The following is a 20,279-nucleotide window of genomic DNA, read 5'->3' on the forward strand; positions in this document are numbered from 1 at the left end:
ACATGAAACGACGCACAGATCACGTCCTGCCCCGGCCCCGAAGAGGACCGTCCGCAGGCGGCAACCGGCTGTGGGCCTGGCTCATGGTCCCGGGCACCCTGTGGATGTCCGCCTTCCTGGTCGCCTCCCTCGTCCTGGTGGCCGCACTGGCGCTCGGCACCACCGACCCGCTCGGCAATCCGCACTTCGGACTCAACTTCGAGAACATCACGGCACTGGCCGAACCCGCCTACCGGGCCGTGCTGCTGCGCTCCCTCGGCTATGCACTTCTCACCTGCGTCATCTGCCTGGCCGTGGCCTACCCCGTCGCCTACGCCATCGCCCTGCACGGCGGACGCCTCAAAAACCTCCTGATCGCCGCCATCGTCGTCCCGTTCTTCGCGAACTACCTGGTCCGGATGTACGGCTGGTCCGTCGTTCTGTCCGACGACGGCCCCCTGCTGAAGGCACTGCGCGCCGTCGGGCTCGCCGACAGCGGCACGAAGATTCTCCAGTCCGGCGTGGGCGTCATCGCGGGGCTGGTCTACGGCTTCATCGTGTTCATGATCATCCCGCTGTACGCGGCGCTGGAGCGCATGGACGTCTCGCTGATCGAGGCAGGCCGCGACCTCTACGGAGGCCCCCTGCGGACCTTCTTCTTCGTCACGCTTCCCGCCACCCGGCAGGGCGCGGCAGCCGGCTGCGTCCTCGTCTTCCTGCCCGCCATGGGCGACTTCGTCAGTGCCCAGCTCATGGGAGGCCCCGACCAGATCATGATCGGCAACCTGATCCAGGACAAGTTCTTCCAGGGCCAGAACTGGCCGCTCGGCTCGGCACTCACCATGCTCATGATGGTCGTCCTGTTCCTCGGGATGGTCGGCTACCTCCGCCGGGCCCGCAAGGACGAAGCGGAGGCGACCCGATGACTCTGCGCCCGGCTCTCAAACCGCAGCGCCGCCCCGCCGCCCGCCCGCTCCGCGCCGTCGCCACCCGCACGGGAAGCAGCCCGGCCACCCGCACCTCCCGTGTCCGCAGGCGCCGCCGCGGCACCGACCGCAAGCCCCGCTTCGCCCTCGCCGTCACGGCCGCGTTCTTCGCGCTCCTCTACCTGCCCATCGGCGTCGTCGTCCTCTTCTCCTTCAACTCCCAGAAGTCCCTCACCGTCTTCAAGGACTTCAGCCTCCGCTGGTACTCGGCCTTCTTCCAGGACGATGTCCTGCTCGACTCGCTCGGCATGAGCCTTCGGGTGTCCCTGGTCGCGACGGCCGGTTCGCTCATCCTCGGCGTGGCACTGGCGCTCGGCCTGGTCCGCTGCCGCAGCCGCCTCGGCTCCCTCGCAGGCCTCATCATGCTCGTCCCCCTGATCACCCCCGAGATCGTCACCGGGGTCGCGGCCATGATGCTCTTCAAGGGCATGGGCATCACGCTGTCCACCGGCACCGTCATGCTCGCGGAGATCACCTTCTCCATCTCCTATGTGACGGTCATCCTCCGGTCCCGGATCGCCGCCCTCAACCCAGAGGTCGAAGAGGCCGCGATGGACCTCGGAGCCACCCGCTGGCAGGCGCTTCGCCTGGTCACCCTGCCCGCACTGCTCCCCAGCATCCTCGCCTCCGCCGTACTGATTTTTGCCCTTGTCTTCGACGACTTCGTCCTCGCCTACTTCACCACCGGCGTCGACCCGCAGCCGCTGTCCGTCCGCATCTACTCGGCGATCCGGTTCGGTGTGCAGCCCACCATCAACGCCGTCGGCACCCTGATGCTCGCCGGATCCATCGGCCTCATCGCCCTCGCCCTGTTCATCCCGCGCCTGTTCGGCCGTCGCGGCGGCCTCGACCTCCTCTCCGGGAAGTGACACCCGTGACCACGACGACCACCTCGGCCGCCCTGACGGCGACGGACACCGCACCCGCGGTCCGGCTCGACTGCGTCAGCAAGAACTACGGCGACTCCTTCGCCGTCCGCGACCTCACCCTGGACATCGCGTCCGGCGAGTTCTTCTCCCTCCTCGGCCCCTCCGGCTGCGGAAAGACCACCTCGCTGCGGATGATCGGCGGATTCACCGACCCCACCGACGGCACCATCCTGCTCAGCGGCGAAGACGTCACCGCCCTGCCCCCCAACAAGCGCAACGTCAACACCGTCTTCCAGAGTTACGCCCTCTTCGACCACCTCACGGTCGCCGACAACGTCGCCTTCGGTCTCAAGCGCGCAGGCGTCGGCCGCACCGAGATACGCGAACGCGTTGCCGGCATGCTGGAGCGGGTACAGCTCGGCAGCCTGGCGGACCGCAAGCCCCACACCCTCTCCGGCGGCCAGCGCCAACGCGTCGCCCTGGCCCGCGCCCTGGTCAACCGCCCCCAAGTCCTGCTCCTCGACGAGCCGCTGGCCGCACTCGACCTCAAACTCCGCCGCCAGATGCAGGTCGAACTGAAGCAGATCCAGCGAGAGGTCGGCATCACCTTCGTCTTCGTCACCCACGACCAGGACGAAGCCCTCACCATGTCGGACCGGGTCGCGGTGATGAACGAGGGCCGCGTCGAGCAGTGCGGAACACCCGAGGACGTCTACGAACGCCCGGCGAGCAGCTTCGTCGCCTCCTTCATGGGCACGTCCAACCTCGTGCCCGGCACCTACCGTGCCGGTGAGGTCCACATCGACCAAGGCCCCGTACTCCCTGTCGGGACCCGCGCCGGCGTCAGCGACGGCAGCAGGGTCAGCCTGTCCATTCGGCCGGAGAAGATCTGGCTCTCCGACCTCGAACCCGGCATGACCCGCGTGAACGGCGTCGTCCGGGAAACCGTCTACTCCGGCCCGACCACCACCTACCTGATCGAACTCGCCCCGGGCATCACCCTTTCCGTACTGGAGCAGAACACCGACCGCTCCCGCATGGAGGACCGCTGGAGCGGCGGCGAGAGCGTCGAGATCGGCTGGAAGCCCGAACACTGCCTGGTCCTCGACTGACTGCCCGCCCCGCAGCCGATCCAGCGAAGGAACGCCCCCATGAACCACGATGTCATCGTGCTCGGCGCCGGTCTCGCCGGTCTCGCCGCGGCACGGGACCTGGCCGCGGCCGGAGCCCACGTCCTCGTCCTCGAGGCCCGCGAACGGGTCGGCGGCCGCGTCGAGCAGACCACGCTGCCCGACGGCCGGCTCGTCCAGCTCGGCGGCGAAGTCGTGGGCCGCGCCCACACCTCGTATCTCACCCTCGCCGCCGAACTCGGCCTCACCCTGATCCCCAGCTATGTCGCCGAGCCCGGGGTCATCGCCCGCGCCACGCCGGAAGGAATGTCCGCCGGAGACCCGCCGCACTGGTTCGGCCCCGGCGACGACGCCTGCCACCAGCGGGTCACCGCCGCATTCACCGCCCTGGCCCGCACCGTCGACCCGGACGACCCGTGGTCCCACCCCGACGCCGCTGCCCTCGACGGGATTTCGGTCGGCGACTGGCTGCGCTCCGAGGGCGCGACCCACGCCGTCGTACGCCTCTGGGAGATCGGCCAACTCGCCCTGGCCAGTGGCTCGTACGAACGGACCTCGCTGCTGGCCGCCCTGCGTAAGCACGCAGCCGTCCCCGGCACCGGGCACGCCGACCACTACGACTACGAGGACTGGGAGGGACTGCGGGTCGCGGAGGGTTCGGCGACCGTGGCACTGCGCATGGCGGACGGGCTCGGTCAGCGGATACGGCTCGGGGCACCGGTCGACGCGATCGCCGTACGGCCCGGCGGCTGCACCGTACGCCTGACCGGAGGCGAAACCCTTACCGCCGGAGCCGTCGTCAGCGCGCTGCCCGTCGGCCCGCTCCGCTCGGTCACCGTCTCCGGAGTCCCCGACGAACGGCTCGCCTCGCTGCACCAGCAGCGCCAGGCGGTCGCGGCCAAGTTCGTCGCCGCCTACGACAAGCCCTTCTGGCGCGACCACGATCTCAACGGCCTCTCCGAATGCGAAGGCGTCCTCGGCAGCACCTGGCCGCAGAACGAGGGCATCCTCTCCGCTCTCATCCCGCCCGAGCGCTACGGCGTACTGCTCGGCATGCCCGGCCGGCTGCGCGTGCCCGAACTGCTCGGCGACATCGCCCGCCTCTACGGCGACGAGGCCCACCAGCCACTCACCGCGTATCTGCGGATGTGGGGCACCGATCCATGGACCCAGGGCTACGTCACGCAGTGGACCCCCGGCGACGTCATGGCTGTGGGCCCCCGGCACGGCACCCATGAACCACCGTTCTATGTGTGCGGCTCCGACCAGTGGGTGGCCGGCTATATGGAGGGCGCCGTACGCACCGGCCGCGCCGCGGCGAAGGAGGCGCTGCGCCGTGGCTGAGCCCGCTGTGTATCCCGTGGTCCTCAACCACATCGCGGGAGCCGAACTCCCCGCCATGTCAGGTGAGTTGATGGAGCTCACCAACCCCGCCACCGGAACAGTGCACCGCACCGCACCGCGCTCCGGACAGGCCGACACCGACGCCGCGTGTGCGGCGGCGGCAGCCGCGTACGACCGCTGGTCCACGACCACTCCGGCTGAACGGCAGCGCGCGTTGCTGCGCATCGCCGATGCCATGGAGGACCACGCGGACGACCTTGTGGCCGCCGAGGTCGGGGACACCGGCAAGCCCGCGGATCTCTTCCGGTCCGAGGAACTGCCCGCGATCACCGATACCTTGCGCTACTTCGCGGGAGCCGCCCGGAACCTGCCCGGCGCCGCCGCTGCCGAGTACACCGAGGGACGCACCTCGCTGCTCCGGCGCGAACCGGTCGGTGTCTGCGCCCAGATCACCCCGTGGAACTACCCCTTGATGATGGCGGTGTGGAAGATCGCCCCGGCGATCGCGGCCGGCAACACGACCGTGCTCAAACCCGCCGACACCACCCCCACCTCATCAGCCCTGCTGGCCCGGATCGCCGCCGGACACCTGCCGCCGGGCGTGCTCAACGTCGTCTGTGGTGACCGTGACACCGGCCGGGCACTCACCGCCCATCCGGCCGTCCGGCTGATCGCGGTCACCGGCAGCGTCCGGGCCGGCCGGGAGATCGCGGCCGCCGCGGCGGCGGACCTCAAGCGCGTCCATCTCGAGCTCGGCGGAAACGCTCCGGTCATCGTCCACGACGACGTGGACATCGAGTCCGCCGCAGCGGACCTCGCCGCGGTCGCGTACTACAACGCCGGCCAGGACTGCACGGCCCCCACAAGGCTGCTGGTGCACCACCGCATTCATGATGCGTTTCTCGCGGCGTTCTCCGCCCGGGCGCAGAAACTGCGCACCGCGGCGCCCGGTGAGCCGGACGCCGACTACGGCCCGCTCAACAACGCTGCTCAACTCGCCTCTGTGGAGGCCCTGTTGAGCAGACTGCCGGATCACGCCGAGGTCGTCACCGGTGGTTCCCGGATCCGAAGGACCGGATACTTCCACGAGGCGACCGTGGTCGCCGGTGTCCGCCAGAGCGACGAGATCGTGCAGGAGGAGATCTTCGGCCCGGTCGTCACAGTGCAGCCGTTCTCGGACGAGGAGGAGGCGCTGCGGCTTGCCAATGACGTGCGGTTCGGCCTCGCGGCCGGCGTATGGACCACGGACCACGACCGTGCGATGCGCGCGACTCGGGCCCTGCAGACCGGGATCGTGTGGGTGAACACGCACGGCACCACGGTGTCGGAGATGCCGCACGGTGGGATCAAGCACTCCGGCTACGGCAGTGATCTCTCCCTGGCCGGCCTGCTGGACTATACCCAGGTCAAGCACGTCATGCTGTGACGAGGCGTTCTCTCCGACGGCCCGGAAGCTGAAGGTGTTGCCGTCGTACGCCGGCCGGCCGGGCCGGCCGTGACCGAGCCGAGCCCGGGAACGGCCGTTGGCCGGCGGGCCTCGGATGCCGGTGCGGGACCCACGAGGCATCGAGGCTCAGGAGCGGAGCTCAACCCGCGTACGGGTCGGGGTTCTTGCCGCGCCGGGCGAGAAAGGCGAAGTCGCAGCCGGTGTCGGCCTGGGTGATCTGCTCGGTGTAGAGGGCGCCGTAGCCGCGCTCGTACCGCTCGGGCGGCGGAGTCCACTCAGCCCTGCGCCGTTCGAGCTCCTCGTCCGGGATCTCGAGCCTGAGCGTGCGCGCCGCGACGTCCAGGGTGATGAGGTCCCCGCTGCGGACCAGCGCCAGCGGCCCGCCGACGTACGACTCGGGAGCGATATGCAGTACGCAGGTGCCGTAGCTGGTGCCGCTCATCCGGGCGTCGGAGATCCGCACCATGTCCCGTACACCCTGCTTGAGCAGGTGGTCGGGGAGCGGCAGCATCCCGTACTCGGGCATGCCGGGGCCGCCCTTGGGGCCCGCGCCCTGGAGCACCAGCACATGGTCGGCGGTGATGCCGAGCCCGCGGTCGTTGATGGTTCGCTGCATCGTCCTGTAGTCGGGGAAGACCATGGCGGGTCCGGTGTGCTTGAGGAGGCGGGGTTCGGCGGCGATGTGCTTGATGACCGCGCCGTCGGGGCAGAGGTTGCCGCGCAGCACGGCCACGCCGCCCTCCTCGGCGAGAGGATTCTCGCGCGGGCGGATGACATCGGGGTTGTGGACGAGGGCGCCGTCGAGCTGTTCACGCAGAGTGTCGTGCGCGACGGTGGGCCGGTCCAGATGCAGCACGTCCGTCAACTGGGCCAGGAACGCAGGGAGTCCGCCGGCGAAGTGGAAGTCCTCCATCAGATAGCGGCCGCCGGGCCGGAGGTTGGCCAGCACCGGCACGGTACGGGCGATGCGGTCGAATTCGTCGAGCGTGAGCTGCACGCCCGAGCGCCCGGCCATCGCGATCAGATGGATCACCGCGTTGGTCGAGCCGCCGAGGGCGAGAACCGTGGCGACCGCGTCCTCGTACGCCTCCCTCGTGAGGATCTGCGAAAGCTTCCGGTCCTGGTGCACCAGACCGACGATCCGCCGCCCGGACGCGGCAGCCATCCGCTCGTGCCCGGAGTCGACGGCCGGGATGGACGACGCGCCGGGGACGGTGACGCCGAGCGCCTCGGCCACCGCGGTCAGCGTGGAAGCGGTGCCCATGGTCATACAGGTGCCGGGGGAGCGGGCCAGTCCGTTCTCCAGCTCGGCCATCTCCGCGTCGCCGATCAGCCCGGCCCGTTTGTCGTCCCAGTACTTCCACATGTCCGTCCCGGAGCCGAGTACTTCATTGCGCCAGTGGCCCGGCAGCATCGGCCCGGCCGGTACGAACACGGTGGGCAGGTCGGCGCTGGCCGCGCCCATCAGCAGCGCGGGCGTGGACTTGTCGCAGCCACCCATCAGTACCGCGCCGTCCACCGGATAGGAGCGCAGCAGCTCCTCGGTCTCCATCGCCAGCATGTTGCGGTAGAGCATGGGGGTCGGCTTCTGGAAGGTCTCGGAGAGCGTGGAGACCGGGAATTCGAGCGGAAAGCCGCCGGCCTGCCACACACCGCGCTTGACGGCCTGAGCCCGGTCACGCAGATGGACATGGCAGGGGTTGATGTCGGACCAGGTGTTGAGGATCGCGATGACGGGCTTGCCCAGGTGCTCCTCGGGCAGATAGCCGAGCTGGCGGGTGCGGGCGCGGTGGCTGAACGAGCGCAGACCTTCCGTTCCGTACCACTGGTGACTGCGCAGTTCCTCGGGGCGCTTGACGGTCATCCGGCCCAACCGGCCACGAGTCCGGCGACCGCCGCACGCTGCGCTTCCGGCAGTGCGCGGCTCGGCGGACGGAGGCCGCGCCGGCACAGACCGAGCGAGGCGAGGGCCTCCTTCACCACCGTCACATTGTTGGCGGACTGATGAGCGGCGCGCAGTTCCTCGAAAGGCCGGATCCGCTCCCAGATCTTCATGGCGGCCGGGTAGTCGCCCGCACGCAGCGCGGTCAGCAGGGTCAGCGAGACGGTCGGGGCGACATTGACCAGACCGGAGGTGAAGCCGGTGGCGCCGCTCGCGAAGTAGGACGGTGCGTACAGCTCGGCGAGTCCGGCGACCCAGACGAAGCGGTCCAGGCCGGCGTCCCGGGCGAAGGCGGCGAACCTCGTGGCATCCGGAACGGCGTACTTCACGCCGATGACATTGGGGCACGAGTCCGCCAGTTCGGCGAGGTAGTCACCACCGAGCTGCGGATCGCGGATGTACGGGACGACACCGAGCTCCGGCACCGCCTCGGCGATCATACGGTGGTAGTCGGTCCAGCCGTCGTGCGAGGCGTACGGGTGCACAGGTTGATGCACCATCACCATCCCGGCTCCCGCGGCGCGGGCATGCTCGGCGGCTGCGACAGCGGTCGGGAGGTCCAGGCCGATACCGACCAGAACCGCCGCCCGGTCGCCCACCTCATCGAGGGTCAACTCGGTGACGGCGCGTCGCTCTTCGGGGCTCAGCGCGTAGTACTCGCCGGTGTTGCCGTTCGGCGTGACAGTGCGTACACCGCCGTCGAGGAGCCGTCTGAGCAGTGCGCGGTGAGTGTCGGTGTCGAGGGTGTCATCTGCGGTGAAGGGGGTGACAGGGATTGCCACGACATCGGCGAGCGCGGCGCGCAGGGAAGTGACATCCGAGGTGGTCATGCGTCCGCTCCTTCAGGAAACGCCCGCTGTACGAAGTCGGCGATGTGTTCGCGCAGGGCGCGGGCCGCACTGTCGGCGTCCCCGGCCAGTGCGAGCCGCAGAATCTCCCGGTGCTCGACTGCCTCCAGTTCCCAGGACGGCTGGGCGGCCCAGACCACGGCCGAGACCAGTGCCGCCTGATCACGTACCTCGTCGAGCATCCGCGCGAGCAGCGGATTGCCGCACGGCAGATACAAGGCACGGTGGAACTCACGGTTGGCCAGCGAGCGTTCGGCCCGGTCGGCGGAGTCGTCGGCCTTGAGCAGGGCGTCCTTGGCGGCGTCCAGGTCCGCCGAGCGTTCGATGGATCGCCGCAGCGCCTCCGGCTCCAGCAGCAGCCGCACGTCGTACACCTCGCGCGCCATGCCCGCGTCGACCGTGCGGACGGTGGCTCCCTTGTACTGGCTCATGACGACCAGGCCGGTGCCGGCCAGAGTCTTGAGTGCTTCCCGTACCGGTGTCTTCGACACCCCGAACTGCGCGGCGAGTTCAGTCTCGACGAGGGCCTGGCCGGGGCTGAGGCCGCCGGTGAGGATGGCGTGCTTGATCGCCTCCAGTACGTACTGGGTCCGGGAGGGGATCGGGCTCGGGGCGAAAGCCATGGACACTCTCAGATCTCGCATATCGCGTCTCATATATGACGTATGAAGTGCAACGCGATGAAGCTAGATCCGTGCCCTTGTTTCGTCAATGCATCGCGCAACAGGCATCGTTGGGGCTGCTTGCAGAGCGCTGCCCGTCGCCTGCCATGGTGTTCGCTGCGTGGGCCCGGGGTCGACCGGGCCCACCGTCACGGCTACTGCTGCCGCTCCGTCAGATGACTCCCTGGGCGAGCATTGCGTCCGCGACGCGCTCGAAGCCTGCGATATTCGCTCCCGTCACATAGTCGCCGGGTGCTCCATAGCGCTCAGCAGTCTCGTACGTGACGCGATGGATATCGCGCATGATCTCCGCGAGTTCGTCCTCCACGCGCCCGGGTGTCCAGGAGTCACGGGCGGCGTTCTGGCGCATCTCCAGGGCGCTGACGGCGACGCCGCCGGCATTCGCGGCCTTGCCCGGGCCGAAGGCCACACCCGCGTCCTGCAGGATGCGCACCGCTTCCGGGGTGGTGGGCATGTTGGCGCCCTCGGAGACGGCCTTGACTCCGTTGCGGACAAGGGTGCGAGCGTCTTGGGCGTCGAGCTCGTTCTGGGTGGCCGAAGGGAAGGCGATGTCGCAGGGTACATCCCACACGCGGCCGCCGGGGACGTAGCGGGCGGAGGCGCCGCGGCGCTCGGCGTACTCGCTGACGCGTGCGCGTTCAACCTCCTTGATCTGCTTGAGCAGCTCGAGATCGATGCCCTTCTCGTCCACCACATAGCCCTCGGAGTCGGAGCAGGTCATGGGATGGGCGCCGCTGCGCGTCAGCTTTTCGATGGTGTGGATCGCAACATTGCCCGAGCCGGAAACCACGGCCCCTTGGCCCGCGAGCTCTTCTCCTCGCCGACTCAGCATTTCGGCGGCGAAGAGCACGCTGCCGTATCCGGTCGCCTGCGTGCGCATCGCTGAGCCGCCCCACCCCTGGCCCTTGCCGGTGAGGACGCCCGCTTCCCAGCGGTTGGTGATACGCCGGTACTGGCCGAAGAGGTAACCGATTTCGCGGCCGCCGACGCCGATGTCGCCGGCCGGGACGTCGGTGTGCTCGCCGATGTGCCGGTGGAGCTCCGTCATGAAGGACTGGCAGAAGCGCATGACTTCGGCGTTCGAACGACCTCGTGGGTCGAAGTCGCTGCCGCCCTTGCCGCCGCCGATGCCCAGCCCGGTGAGGGCGTTCTTGAAGATCTGCTCGAAGCCGAGGAACTTCACGACGCCCAGGTTCACCGAAGGGTGGAAACGCAGGCCGCCCTTGTAAGGGCCGAGCGCGCTGTTGAACTCCACCCTGAATCCTCGGTTGACGTGCACTGCGCCGCGATCGTCCTGCCAGGGCACCCGGAAGATGATCTGCCGTTCGGGCTCGCAGAGGCGCTCGATGAGCCCCGGCTGCGCATACTCGGGACGGACGGCGAGCACGGGAGCCAGGGTCTCCAGCACTTCCGTTGATGCCTGATGGAATTCAGGCTGTGCGGGGTTGCGGCGCTCGAGGTCGGCGCGCAGGGAAGCCAGTCTGGCGTTCGAGGAAGACAGGGTCACAGCATGTCCCTTCCTGCCCGGCCGGCGGATGACAGGCCGGCCGTGGCGGTGACGGTCCAGGTGTCATTGCCAGCCAGCAGTACGGCCTGGTCGCGCGTACCGTTCATCGCGGTATCGGTTTCGAGTTGTGGACCACCGCACGGTCATGGCTCCCACTGGCGTGGATGAGGTGCCGTACCTGGACGGACTTCACCTCGCCGGAATCTTCCTCCGGTTCGCACCGTAATCGGAAGGAACACGCCTGACGGACATGGCCTTGATACTCATGGGCGTCAAGGTTGACACCCGAGACTCCGGAATGGCCGGAGGAACGCGTGAGATGCACTCGGTGAACTTCGGCGCAGCTTGGCGACGTGTGACTCGGTTCGGAGTTCCGTGTCGGCTTGGGCCCGTTAGGGCAGCAGTCGCATCAACAGCGAATGGAGCAGATCCCGTTCCTGCGGCGAGAGCGGTGCGAAGGACTCCACGAGCACACGGTCCACCACCGCCTGCCCCTTGTTGAGCACGGCCTCGCCTGCAGGGTTGAGTCGGTGCCGGATGGCCCGGCCGGGTCCCACGGTGCGTTCGATGAGACCCTGCGCGAGCAGCCGCTTGGCGAGCGTGCCGAAGGACTGGTCGCTCTGGAAGGTCAGCAGTGCCAACTCGTGGGACGTCGACTCGGGATGGCGGTGGATGGCACGGAGGGCGTCCCACTGGACGAGCGTGGTTCCCTGCTCGATCAGCAAGGCGTCGAGAGTGCGGTGATGACGGTGCTGCAGCCGCTTGACGGCCAGCCCCAGGTCTTGGAGTGCAACGGGCATACGGGCCACTATAGAGGGCTGAGTAAGCTTGCTTATATAAACATCCTTACTTAGAGTCGGGGTGTCGTCGCCGCACACCTCCTGAAGGGCTCTCCCATGTCCGACCGCACAGCAGCCCACTCCCATGCCGCCCCGCTCATCGGCGGAGTCAGCCTGACCTGGGACGACCAGGGCACCGGGCGCCCGTTCCTCCTCCTGCACGGCGGCGCCGGCCCCGGCTCCGTCCTGCCGTTCGCAAGGCTGCTGGCCCGCCACGGGCGGGTGCTGACGCCCACCCACCCGGGCTTCGCGGGCCGCCCACGTCCCGACAACCTCGACAGCATCCCCGGACTCGCGTCCGTCTACCTCGATTTGCTCCGGCAGCTCGACCTGCGTGACGTCACTGTGGTCGGAAACTCCCTGGGCGGCTGGATCGCGTCCGAACTCGCCCTGCGCGACACTTCCCGCATCGGCCGCATCGTCCTCGTGAACGCCGTCGGCATCCACGTCGACGGGGACGCCACCGAGATCGCCGACATCTTCGCCCTGCACCCCGACCAGGCCGCCCGGCTGGCCTTCCATGACCCGTCTGTGCGGCCCGACCCGGCCGCACTCACCAACGACGAAATCGCCGCGGGCGCCGCAAACCGGACGGTGGCCGCCGTCTACGCCCGCGATCCGTACATGCACGACCCGGAGCTGCGTCGGCGGCTGCCCAAGGTCGATGTGCCCGTCCTTGTCGCCTGGGGCCGGGAGGACGGGATCGTCACCCCGGCCTACGGCAAGGCATACGCGGAGTCGTTCGCGGCGGCGCGGTTCGAACTCGTCGCGGACGCAGGTCATTTCCCGCAGATCGAACAGCCGACACGTCTTCTCGACCTGATAAGGGAGTTCGCCGGCGATGCAACCCGGCCCGTCCACTCCGTGTGAGCGGACTAGGACTGTTCCGGGCTGAGCCGCCACGATGCGGCGTCCCCGCAGGTAGGCGTGGTTGACGCGTGAGGAATACCCTTGCCACCGGCCACCGGCCACCGGCCACCGCGTCGGGCAGAGTGCGCGGACGGTCGACCGGGCCGCGGACCTGACCTTGTCCAGGACCGGGATGGAGCGGCAGGCCATCTGCGGCCTGCCCCGGTCAGCTCGAAGGACAGCGATCGGCAGCACCGTTCAGCAGCGGCCGATGTCCCCCCGGGACAAATTCCGGATGCTGGATGCCTCCGCGCCTGTGGCACGCTGGGCACGTGACGTCAGGGACCGCCGAGGAGTTCACTGCCCACCGCCCCAGGATGTTCGGCCTGGCCTACCGGTTGCTCGGTTCCGCCGAGGAGGCGGAGGACGCGGTGCAGGACGCGTACCTGCGCTGGAGCGGCGCCGACCGTTGGGCGATCGAGTACCCGGGGGCCTGGCTCGCCAGGGTCGTCACCAACCTGTGCCTCAACCGGCTCACCTCGGCCCGTGTGCAGCGCGAGGAGTACGTGGGGCCGTGGCTGCCGGAACCGGTGTTCACGCAGGGCGGTTCGCTCGGCCCCATGGAGTCCGCCGAGCAGCGCGACGCCGTGTCGACGGCGCTGCTGGTGCTGCTGGAGCGGCTCACGCCGACGGAGCGTGCGGTCTACGTTCTGCGCGAGGCGTTCGACTACAGCCATCGGGACATCGCCGGGGTGCTCAACCTGAGCGAGGCCAACTGCCGCCAGCTGTACCGCAGGGCGGTCCAGCGGGTGGCGACGTGCAAGGCCCGATTCACACCGGTAGCCGAGCGGCAGAACGAGCTCGTGGAGTCCTTCGTCATGGCAGCACGCGAGGGCGATCTTGCAGGACTGGAGAAGCTGCTCGCCAAGGACATCACCTGGTGGAGCGACGGCGGTGGCAAGGTCACCGCGGCCCGGCGGCCCATCGTCGGCAGGGAGACGGTTGTGCGCTTCCTGGTGGGCGGCGCGCAGCGGTTCGCGGGCGGCTGGGACCTCAGGGTCGCCGAGGTCAACGGGGCGCCGGCGCTGGTGGCGCACGCGGTGGAGCAGCTCATCGCCGTCGCCTCGTTCGAACTTCGGGACGGCGTCATCGCCCAGGTGAGGGTCGTCGTGAACCCGGACAAACTCGTGTTCGCGGGCCGGCAGTTCGCCGCAATGGCCCCCGGGGGAGTGACCCACGGGTGAGTGCGGTCGCGAAGAGGCTGTCACATCTTTGGGTGCTCGTCGGTTCTCAGCGGATGACGGGCACTCCACCGGGGAGCGCACGCCCACCGAAGGGATGAGAACTGCGATGACCACGATCCTGGTGACCGGCGGCACCGGAACGCTCGGCCGGCTCGTCACCGAGCGGCTGCGCGCGGACGGGCACGAGGTGCGTGTGCTGAGCCGACACTCGCGGCCGTACGCCGTGGACCTGCGCGAGGGCACGGGGCTGGCCGCAGCCGTCGCGGGCGTGGACACGGTCGTGCACTGCGCGACCACGCCGCGCGGCGGCGACGAGCAGGCGGCACGCCATCTGATCGAGGCGGCCCGCCAGGCCGGGGTGCGGCATCTGGCGTACATCTCGATCGTCGGCGTCGACCAGGTGCCGCTCGGCTACTACCGGACCAAGCTCGCCGTCGAGAGGCTGGTCGAGGAATCGGAGCTCGGCTGGACCGTGCTGCGCACGACGCAGTTCCACGACCTGGTGCTGCAGCTCCTGCAAGGCTCGGCGAAGCTGCCGGTCATGCTGCTCCCGGCGGGGGTCGCCGACCAGCCGATCGAGGTGGCGGAGGTCGCTGCCCGGCTGGCCGAGCTCGCGACCGGGGCGCCCGCGGGGCGGGTGCCGGACATGGGCGGCCCCGAGGTGCGTACGTTTCCGGAGCTGGCCCGGGCCTATCTGCGCGCGAGCGGACGACGCCGTCCCCTGCTGAGCATGCGCCTGGCAGGCAAGGCCTACCGCGGGTTCCGGACGGGCGGGCATTTGACGCCGGAGCGGGCCGTGGGCAAGGGCACGTTCGAGCAGTTCCTGGCGGGACGTTTTCCTGCCGGAGGCTGACGCCTGGGTGGGGGAGCGTGCCTGACTTCCCAGAGGCCGCTCAGGGAGCGTTGCTGGTTCGGATCACATTGCAGGGCGGAGGCTGCGGAGCCAGATGACCGCGCCGGGTTGCGATGGGCGGCCCGGTCGGTCTGGCGGCGTAGGCGTGCGGGAATTCGCTCACCGGGGAAGCCGGATCACTGTCGTGCGGGACGCCGGCCATGACTCGTAGCTCCGGGCGCCTTCAGCTCTCCGTCGTGGCCCCGGTCACGATCCCGATGAGCTCCATGGCGGCAGAGAAGTCCATGGTCAGCCGGTTCTTGGTCATCGCGAACGCGATGCCGTTGGTCGTGTCCCCGTAGGCGAAGCTTCCGCCGGCGCCGCCCATCGCGAACGCGCTCGTCTGCCCTTCAACGCCGGGGAGGCCAATCGAGTAGCCCAGCCCCCATGAGCTCTCGTTCCCGAAGATCCGGTCGGTGCCCTCGGCCGCCACGGCCGTGACCTCACGCAGCCGCTCCGGCGAGATCAGCCGGACACCGGGAACATCGCCCAGCAGCCCGGCGTACAGACGCGCCATGGCGCGGGCCGAGGTCTTGCCGCCGGCCGGGATGTCGGCGGCGAGGATGTCACTGCGGTTGCCGAGTTCAGCCGTCGGGAACAGGGAGCGCGGCCCCGCCTTGAACATCGGCAGATCCTCCGGGAGGCCGGCCATCATGTCCGCTGAGCCCGCCTCGTCCTCCAGTCGGGCAACCCGGCCGTGCTCGGAGACCAAGGACCGTGGCGCCCGCCCTACGAACCCGTCCCTCCGCCGGGGGCCGGGTTCTGCAGCGGATCCGGTTCGCGCGCCCGGCGCAGCGCCTGATGGACCGACCAGAGGACGGACACCATCGGCACGGCCACCACGGCCCCCAGTACTCCGGCCGCGACGGCGCCGCCGATGACCGTGAGCGCGACCACCACCGGATGCAGCCGAACGGCCCAGCTCATCACGATCGGGTGCAGCAGATGGCCCTCGATCTGCCCGATGATCACGATGAGGGCGACGACCATGGCCGCGATGAGCGGGCCTTTGGCCGCCAGGGCCACCACGGCCGCGACTGCGAGGGCGATGGGTGAGCCGATCAGCGGAATGAAGGCGGCGAAGAACTCCAGCAGAGCCAGCGGAACCGCGAGCGGCACGCCGAGAGCGAAGAGGGCTACGCCGACCAGGATCGCGTTGGTCCCGGCCACCAGCACGATGCCGCGCGTGTACCCGGTGAAGGTCCGCCAGGCCGCGCTGCCCGCGATCGCCACCCGGTCCCGTGCGGTCGGCGGAAGCTGGTCGCAGAACCAGCCCCACTGCCGGTCGCCGGAGTGGATGAAGAAGACCGAGGAGAACAGGGCCAGGGCGAACACGGTCAGGACTTCGACCAGCCGGCCGGCGCCGCTGAGTGCCGTACTGATGAGGGTGGCCCGGTGGCTGGAAAGGAACTGCCCGATCCGGGACTGGATGTCGGTCAGTGCCTTGGGGTTGAGCCGGAACGGCGGCTGCTGGAGCCAGCGCTGGATCCTGCCGAAGCCGGCCTGGAACTCCCGTACCAGCCCCTCCTGCTCGCTCGCCACCGCGTTGCCGACCAGCGCCAGGACCCCCAGGACGAGGACGATGCCGCCGATCAGGGAAACGGCGACGGCGAGCGGTCGTGGCACAACGCGCCCCAGGAGGTCGGCCACCGGCCGGAGCATCGCGGTGATGACCATGCCGAGGAAGACAGCCAGGGCGATCTCGTGGAACCGCCCCAGAGCCGCGAAGGCGGCGTACACCAGGGCGCCCACCACGAGGATCCGCCAGGCGTACGCGGCAGCCGTCCGCAGAGTGGGGGACACCCGCGGCTCGCCACCGGGCCGGGAGCGGGGCAGCGGGCGTCGGCCGCCCGGTTTCCCGGCCGGAGGCGCGGTGATGCCGCGCAACGCCTGACGCGACGCCGTACGGATCCGGCGCCGGCGCCCGGCGGACGGTGCGCCGGGGTCCGGATTGCTGGACTGCGGATCCGATGGCCTGGACATCCACAAGCTCGTACCACCGAGGGCCCTTCGTGCCACGCCTCTGGCGCGATATTCGCCCGAAGGCACGCGGACCGTATGGCGTGGCCGGTGTGCCGCTCGGGTCTCGGCGGCGGTCCGAATGCCCCGTACCGGCCCCTCCGACCTCGAGTCGGCGTCGGGCGCTTGCGAGGGGGGTCCGGGCGCGACGCGGGTGAGCTCCTCGGGAAGCTTGGCCATCTGCTGCCGTGAGGGCAGCAGGCCCACCCGGATCTCATGGATCTCCCGAGAACCGGGAACGGAACCGGCGTCGTATGCATCTGGACAGCGGGGAACAGTACGCGAACCGGGGGGTCTTGATGACGATTGGCCGAAGGGTGCGCCGCGCGGGGGCCGCGACAGTGGTGGTCCTGCTCTGCGGGCTGTTGGTGTCGTGCGGACACGAGCGGCCGGGGCCGGGCGAAGTGGTGGCCGGCGATTCCGTTCAGGGGCAGTCGGGAGCGACCGAGGGGAGCACGGATGAGACGACCGACGAGTCCGGAGCGGAGCAGCCCGATCTGACGACCGAGGGCGACGGTGAGCCGGTTCTGACCTCCGAGGAGCAGATGGCGGGCTGGTACGACGCGAAGGCCGACTTCCGCGGCTATCTCGCCTCGAACAGCGTCAGGACCGACGACGTCCTGTCACCCATGGCCGGCAAGGTCATCATCCGCAAGGTGGGGGACAGGAACGAGGCGCAGATCATGATGCAGGCGGGCTTCGGATCGGATGAGGACATGCAGCGATTGGCCGATGCGTTCGCCAAGTGGCGTCAGGACGTCTACGACGACACAGGCCGGGTGAGCGTCCTCGCCGGTGCCAAGATGGGTGGCGTCGAAAAGGACTGGTAGCCGTCGCCTGCCGCACAGCGCCGCCGCCCTCGCAGCCGGATATGGCCCGGCGGCAGCGGCCCTCGAGGCGGCCGGGGCCGGCTGCGAGCTTGCTGAGGACCGCGCACCGATGCCCTGCGGTGCTCACCCAACGCCGACTTCACCGGCCCTGGAGAGCCTTGACGTTGTTTCCGAACGTCCAGCCTTTCGACCCGTCCCAGTTGATGGACCAGGTCATGAGGCCCTTCAGGCCGTTGTTGTACTTGTTCCAGGCCTGCGACACCAGGTTCGGCGACATATGGCCGCCCCCGGCGCCCGGTTGCGCCGGCAGCCCCGGAACCTGCTTGTCATAGGGAACCCTGATCGTGGTGCCCTGGACGACCAGCCCCCTGTTGAGGCAGTCCGTCTGCGCGGTGAACCCTTGGACCGTGCCGGCGGAGTACGAGTCGCCGGAGCACCCGTACATGCTGCCGTTGTAGTACTGCATGTTCAGCCACCAGAGCCGGCCGTTGTCCGCATACTTCTTCACAATCGGCAGGTACGCGCCCCAGATCGAGCCGTATGCCACGCTGCCTCCAGTGACGTAGGCCGTCTCGGGCGCCATCGTCAGGCCGAAGTTCGAGGGCATCCGGGCCAGCACGCCGTCGATGATGCGAACGAGGTTGGCCTGCGAGGCCGACAGTTGGTTGATGTTGCCGCTGCCGACGAGGCCCGTCTCGATGTCGATGTCGATGCCGTCGAAGTTGTACGCCTTCAGGATCGGCACCACCGTCGCGACGAAGCGGTCGGCGACGGCGCTGGAGCTGAGGTCGATACCGGCGGTCGCACCGCCGATGGACATCAGGATCGTGAGACCGGCCGCCTTGGCCTGGCACATCTCGGCCGGGGTCGCTACCTTCACCGTCGCGTCCATCCCGTCCTCCCACAGGACAGTGCCGTCCGAACGAATCACCGGGAAGGCCGCATTGACCACGTTGTAGCCATGATCACGGATGCGGGTGTCAGTGATCGGAGTCCATCCGAACGGCGGGTGAACGCCATTTGCCGCGCCGTCCCAGTTCTCCCAGTACCCCTGGAGCACCTAGCCCGAGGGCTTCGATTTGACCGCACATGTGGCAGCCTTCGGTGAGCTCGGTGAGCTCGGTGAGCTCGGCGCCGCGGCGACCAGTACCTGCACGAGGCAGGCCATCGCCAGGCCGACCCCCAGCAGACGTAACCTCCGACCGATCATGCTGTGCTCCCTTCTCGCCGCTTCTGGCCGTCACCGCATCGACGAAGTCGTCCATGACGGCCTGGCTCCGGGTGAGTTGGTGAACCACGGTGGTGATGGGGGCGCGCGACCGGGGCAGGCCTGGAGGCTCGCGTGAGGTGATGTCGCCACACGGTAAAATGGTCCAGACCTACCGTCAATAGGTCTGGACCAACCCGAGGCGCCAGTGCCGTTACACCGGTTACCGCCGCCGGGAGGTCCGGCGTACGGCGGCGTCGGTACGCAGCACGGCGGCGGCGTCTAGGACTGTCGCGCGAGCTGCTCCAACCGGGCGTGCAACTGCTGCACATGGTCCTCGGATTCCGGCTTCATCAGCACGCTGCGCAGGATGCGCGCCCCGTCCGCGTCCGTGGTCACCTTGGGGTGGCGTGCCGCGAAGGCACGGGCATCCGCCCGCAGAGTGCTGAGGAAGACCGGGTCCTGCTCGGTCATGCCCTGCCGGAGCACGCGTTCCGAGGCCGTGTCGATGACGGAGAGGGCGGCGGGGTCGGTCGCGGGGAAGTAGGACACGATGTCGAGTTCGGGGGACTGGTACAGCTCCAGGGCGTCCGAAGCCTCTATCAGTTCCGACCAGCGCAGGGCGGCGCGGCGGCCGGCGGCGAGGACGTTGCCCAGGCCCTCGGTCGTGGGCGGCAGCAGCTGGAAGGTGAGCCAGAGGGCCGCGGCCGAGGCCCCGGCGCGGGAGCACTCCAGACTGATCTCGCCGAGATGCAGTTCCGTGGAGGTGAAGTACGTGTACGGCGAGTCGTGCAGATAGAAGCGGCCCACCTCGGGGTCGGCGAAGATGACCGCGCCGCAGCCGTACGGCTGGAGTCCGTGCTTGTGCGGGTCGACCACCACCGAGTCGCAGTGGGCGATGGCGCGCCACGGGGCATCGGGCAGTCCGGCCGCTCCCTCGGCGCCGGCGAGCAGCGTGAAGAAGCCTCCGTAGGCGGCATCGACATGGATGCGTACCCCGTACTTCTCCCGCAGGGCGAGCGCCTGATGGACGGGGTCGATCGCGCCGAGGCCGGTGGTGCCCGTGGTGAGTACGACCGTGCCGACGCGGCCCGTGCGCAGCAGCTCCTCGAGGGCGTCCAGATCCATTCGGCCACGGTCGTCCGTGGGCACGGCGTACCCCTCGACACCCAGGACGCCGCACATCCGGCCATGGGTGTAGTGGGCCTCCGCGCTGTAGGCGACGCCCTGGTCGGGATGTAGTTCGCGGGCGACGAAGAGCGCCTCCAGGTTGGCGACGGTCCCGCTGGTGGTGAGATGGCCGAGATGCGTGCCGAAGCCGAACATCGTCGCCAGCTGCTGGACCACCTCGCGTTCCATCCTTGCTGTGGCCGGACCGCCGTCCAGCGCGTGGTTGTTGGGGTTGATCAGCATGGCCGTGACATATCCGACCACGGCGGCCGGGTGCGGGGGCTTGAGCATCTGCCCGGCGTAGCGCGGGTGGAAGAAGGGGTAGTTGTCCTTCAGCCGCTCGGTGAACTCCCCGAAAACCTCGGCGAATCGATCGTCCTCGACGGCGAGAGACGGGTGCGTCGTGTACGTGCCGAAGCCTGCCGACCACTCCTGGTTGGCTCGTGCCGCTTCGCGGAGCCAGTGCTGCAGGTCCATGTGTTTCCCTTCATACA

At 69.3% G+C, this 20,279-nt stretch carries 18 protein-coding genes; 9 read left to right on the forward strand and 9 right to left on the reverse strand.

Annotated features, from left to right (window positions below):
• Positions 1–2 precede the first annotated feature (2 nt).
• Genes OG735_RS37950 through OG735_RS37970 form a run of 5 tightly spaced genes read left to right on the forward strand, consistent with a single transcriptional unit; the run spans position 3 to position 5,734 of the window.
• A complete protein-coding gene (locus OG735_RS37950; RefSeq protein WP_327327683.1) occupies positions 3–905 on the forward strand; it encodes an ABC transporter permease in 903 nt (300 codons plus the stop codon).
• Complete coding sequence (locus OG735_RS37955; RefSeq protein WP_327327684.1) at positions 902–1,834, forward strand: ABC transporter permease; 933 nt, start codon at positions 902–904, stop codon at positions 1,832–1,834. The genes OG735_RS37950 and OG735_RS37955 overlap by 4 nt, the downstream gene beginning before the upstream one ends.
• 5 nt (positions 1,835–1,839) lie before the next feature.
• Positions 1,840–2,946 carry an ABC transporter ATP-binding protein gene (locus OG735_RS37960; RefSeq protein WP_327327685.1) on the forward strand — a complete coding sequence of 369 codons (1,107 nt, stop codon included), beginning with the start codon at positions 1,840–1,842 and terminating at the stop codon, positions 2,944–2,946.
• 39 nt (positions 2,947–2,985) lie between these two features.
• On the forward strand, positions 2,986–4,308 hold the full coding sequence (locus OG735_RS37965; protein ID WP_327327686.1) for a flavin monoamine oxidase family protein: 1,323 nt from the start codon (positions 2,986–2,988) through the stop codon (positions 4,306–4,308).
• Positions 4,301–5,734: an aminobutyraldehyde dehydrogenase gene (locus OG735_RS37970; protein ID WP_442812557.1), complete on the forward strand. Its 1,434-nt coding sequence runs from the start codon at positions 4,301–4,303 to the stop codon at positions 5,732–5,734. Before OG735_RS37965 ends, OG735_RS37970 begins: the two co-directional genes overlap by 8 nt.
• A 160-nt stretch (positions 5,735–5,894) precedes the next feature.
• On the opposite strand, the gene araD is transcribed toward OG735_RS37970, so the two are convergent.
• From araD to OG735_RS37995, 5 genes are all read right to left on the reverse strand, one after another.
• Positions 5,895–7,619 carry an L-arabinonate dehydratase gene (gene araD / locus OG735_RS37975; protein ID WP_327327687.1) on the reverse strand — a complete coding sequence of 575 codons (1,725 nt, stop codon included), beginning with the start codon at positions 7,617–7,619 and terminating at the stop codon, positions 5,895–5,897.
• Positions 7,616–8,527, reverse strand: a complete 912-nt coding sequence (locus OG735_RS37980; RefSeq protein WP_327327688.1) for a dihydrodipicolinate synthase family protein — start codon at positions 8,525–8,527, stop codon at positions 7,616–7,618. The genes araD and OG735_RS37980 overlap by 4 nt, the downstream gene beginning before the upstream one ends.
• Positions 8,524–9,168, reverse strand: a complete 645-nt coding sequence (locus OG735_RS37985; protein ID WP_327328593.1) for a GntR family transcriptional regulator — start codon at positions 9,166–9,168, stop codon at positions 8,524–8,526. Before OG735_RS37985 ends, OG735_RS37980 begins: the two co-directional genes overlap by 4 nt.
• A 211-nt stretch (positions 9,169–9,379) precedes the next feature.
• On the reverse strand, positions 9,380–10,735 hold the full coding sequence (gdhA, locus tag OG735_RS37990) for an NADP-specific glutamate dehydrogenase (RefSeq protein WP_327327690.1): 1,356 nt from the start codon (positions 10,733–10,735) through the stop codon (positions 9,380–9,382).
• A gap of 392 nt (positions 10,736–11,127) precedes the next feature.
• Entirely contained in the window at positions 11,128–11,535 is a 408-nt protein-coding gene (locus tag OG735_RS37995; protein WP_327327692.1) for a MarR family winged helix-turn-helix transcriptional regulator, read from the reverse strand.
• Positions 11,536–11,631: 96 nt separating this feature from the next.
• On the opposite strand from OG735_RS37995, the gene OG735_RS38000 reads away from it, so the two are divergent.
• The 3 genes from OG735_RS38000 to OG735_RS38010 all read left to right on the forward strand — a co-directional run bounded on the left by OG735_RS38000 (position 11,632) and on the right by OG735_RS38010 (position 14,520).
• A complete protein-coding gene (locus tag OG735_RS38000; protein WP_327327693.1) occupies positions 11,632–12,444 on the forward strand; it encodes an alpha/beta fold hydrolase in 813 nt (270 codons plus the stop codon).
• Positions 12,445–12,755: 311 nt separating this feature from the next.
• Positions 12,756–13,667, forward strand: a complete 912-nt coding sequence (locus OG735_RS38005) for an RNA polymerase sigma-70 factor (RefSeq protein ID WP_327327694.1) — start codon at positions 12,756–12,758, stop codon at positions 13,665–13,667.
• A 106-nt stretch (positions 13,668–13,773) separates the two neighbouring features.
• Complete coding sequence (locus OG735_RS38010) at positions 13,774–14,520, forward strand: SDR family oxidoreductase (RefSeq protein WP_327327695.1); 747 nt, start codon at positions 13,774–13,776, stop codon at positions 14,518–14,520.
• 223 nt (positions 14,521–14,743) lie between these two features.
• On the opposite strand, the gene OG735_RS38015 is transcribed toward OG735_RS38010, so the two are convergent.
• Together OG735_RS38015 and OG735_RS38020 are read right to left on the reverse strand one after the other, a co-directional pair.
• Entirely contained in the window at positions 14,744–15,271 is a 528-nt protein-coding gene (locus tag OG735_RS38015; protein WP_327327696.1) for a serine hydrolase, read from the reverse strand.
• Between the two features lie 17 nt (positions 15,272–15,288).
• Positions 15,289–16,542 carry an AI-2E family transporter gene (locus OG735_RS38020; protein WP_327327697.1) on the reverse strand — a complete coding sequence of 418 codons (1,254 nt, stop codon included), beginning with the start codon at positions 16,540–16,542 and terminating at the stop codon, positions 15,289–15,291.
• 335 nt (positions 16,543–16,877) lie between these two features.
• Between OG735_RS38020 and OG735_RS38025 the strand changes: the two genes are divergently transcribed.
• Positions 16,878–17,408 carry a hypothetical protein gene (locus OG735_RS38025; protein ID WP_327327698.1) on the forward strand — a complete coding sequence of 177 codons (531 nt, stop codon included), beginning with the start codon at positions 16,878–16,880 and terminating at the stop codon, positions 17,406–17,408.
• 139 nt (positions 17,409–17,547) lie between these two features.
• Here the strand turns inward: OG735_RS38025 and OG735_RS38030 are convergent, their stop codons facing one another.
• The gene (locus tag OG735_RS38030; RefSeq protein ID WP_327327699.1) at positions 17,548–18,468 is read right to left on the reverse strand and encodes a chitinase; all 921 of its coding nucleotides are present in this window, start codon (positions 18,466–18,468) and stop codon (positions 17,548–17,550) included.
• A gap of 429 nt (positions 18,469–18,897) precedes the next feature.
• Positions 18,898–20,262, reverse strand: coding sequence for a pyridoxal phosphate-dependent decarboxylase family protein (locus OG735_RS38035; RefSeq protein WP_327327700.1), 1,365 nt, complete (start codon positions 20,260–20,262; stop codon positions 18,898–18,900).
• Between the last annotated feature and the right edge of the window lie 17 nt (positions 20,263–20,279).

Source organism: Streptomyces sp. NBC_01210, from assembly GCF_036010325.1.
Lineage (GTDB): Bacteria > Actinomycetota > Actinomycetes > Streptomycetales > Streptomycetaceae > Streptomyces.

Excerpts from the sequence above, each read along its gene's own strand:
- OG735_RS37950 (WP_327327683.1), top strand. The coding sequence starts at position 3 with ATGAAACGACGCACAGATCACGTCCTGCCCCGGCCCCGAAGAGGACCG.
- OG735_RS37955 (WP_327327684.1), top strand. The coding sequence starts at position 902 with ATGACTCTGCGCCCGGCTCTCAAACCGCAGCGCCGCCCCGCCGCCCGC.
- OG735_RS37965 (WP_327327686.1), top strand. The coding sequence starts at position 2,986 with ATGAACCACGATGTCATCGTGCTCGGCGCCGGTCTCGCCGGTCTCGCC.
- araD (WP_327327687.1), bottom strand. The coding sequence starts at position 7,619 with ATGACCGTCAAGCGCCCCGAGGAACTGCGCAGTCACCAGTGGTACGGA.
- OG735_RS37980 (WP_327327688.1), bottom strand. The coding sequence starts at position 8,527 with ATGACCACCTCGGATGTCACTTCCCTGCGCGCCGCGCTCGCCGATGTC.
- OG735_RS37985 (WP_327328593.1), bottom strand. The coding sequence starts at position 9,168 with ATGGCTTTCGCCCCGAGCCCGATCCCCTCCCGGACCCAGTACGTACTG.
- OG735_RS37995 (WP_327327692.1), bottom strand. The coding sequence starts at position 11,535 with ATGCCCGTTGCACTCCAAGACCTGGGGCTGGCCGTCAAGCGGCTGCAG.
- OG735_RS38000 (WP_327327693.1), top strand. The coding sequence starts at position 11,632 with ATGTCCGACCGCACAGCAGCCCACTCCCATGCCGCCCCGCTCATCGGC.
- OG735_RS38010 (WP_327327695.1), top strand. The coding sequence starts at position 13,774 with ATGACCACGATCCTGGTGACCGGCGGCACCGGAACGCTCGGCCGGCTC.
- OG735_RS38020 (WP_327327697.1), bottom strand. The coding sequence starts at position 16,542 with ATGTCCAGGCCATCGGATCCGCAGTCCAGCAATCCGGACCCCGGCGCA.
- OG735_RS38025 (WP_327327698.1), top strand. The coding sequence starts at position 16,878 with ATGACGATTGGCCGAAGGGTGCGCCGCGCGGGGGCCGCGACAGTGGTG.
- OG735_RS38035 (WP_327327700.1), bottom strand. The coding sequence starts at position 20,262 with ATGGACCTGCAGCACTGGCTCCGCGAAGCGGCACGAGCCAACCAGGAG.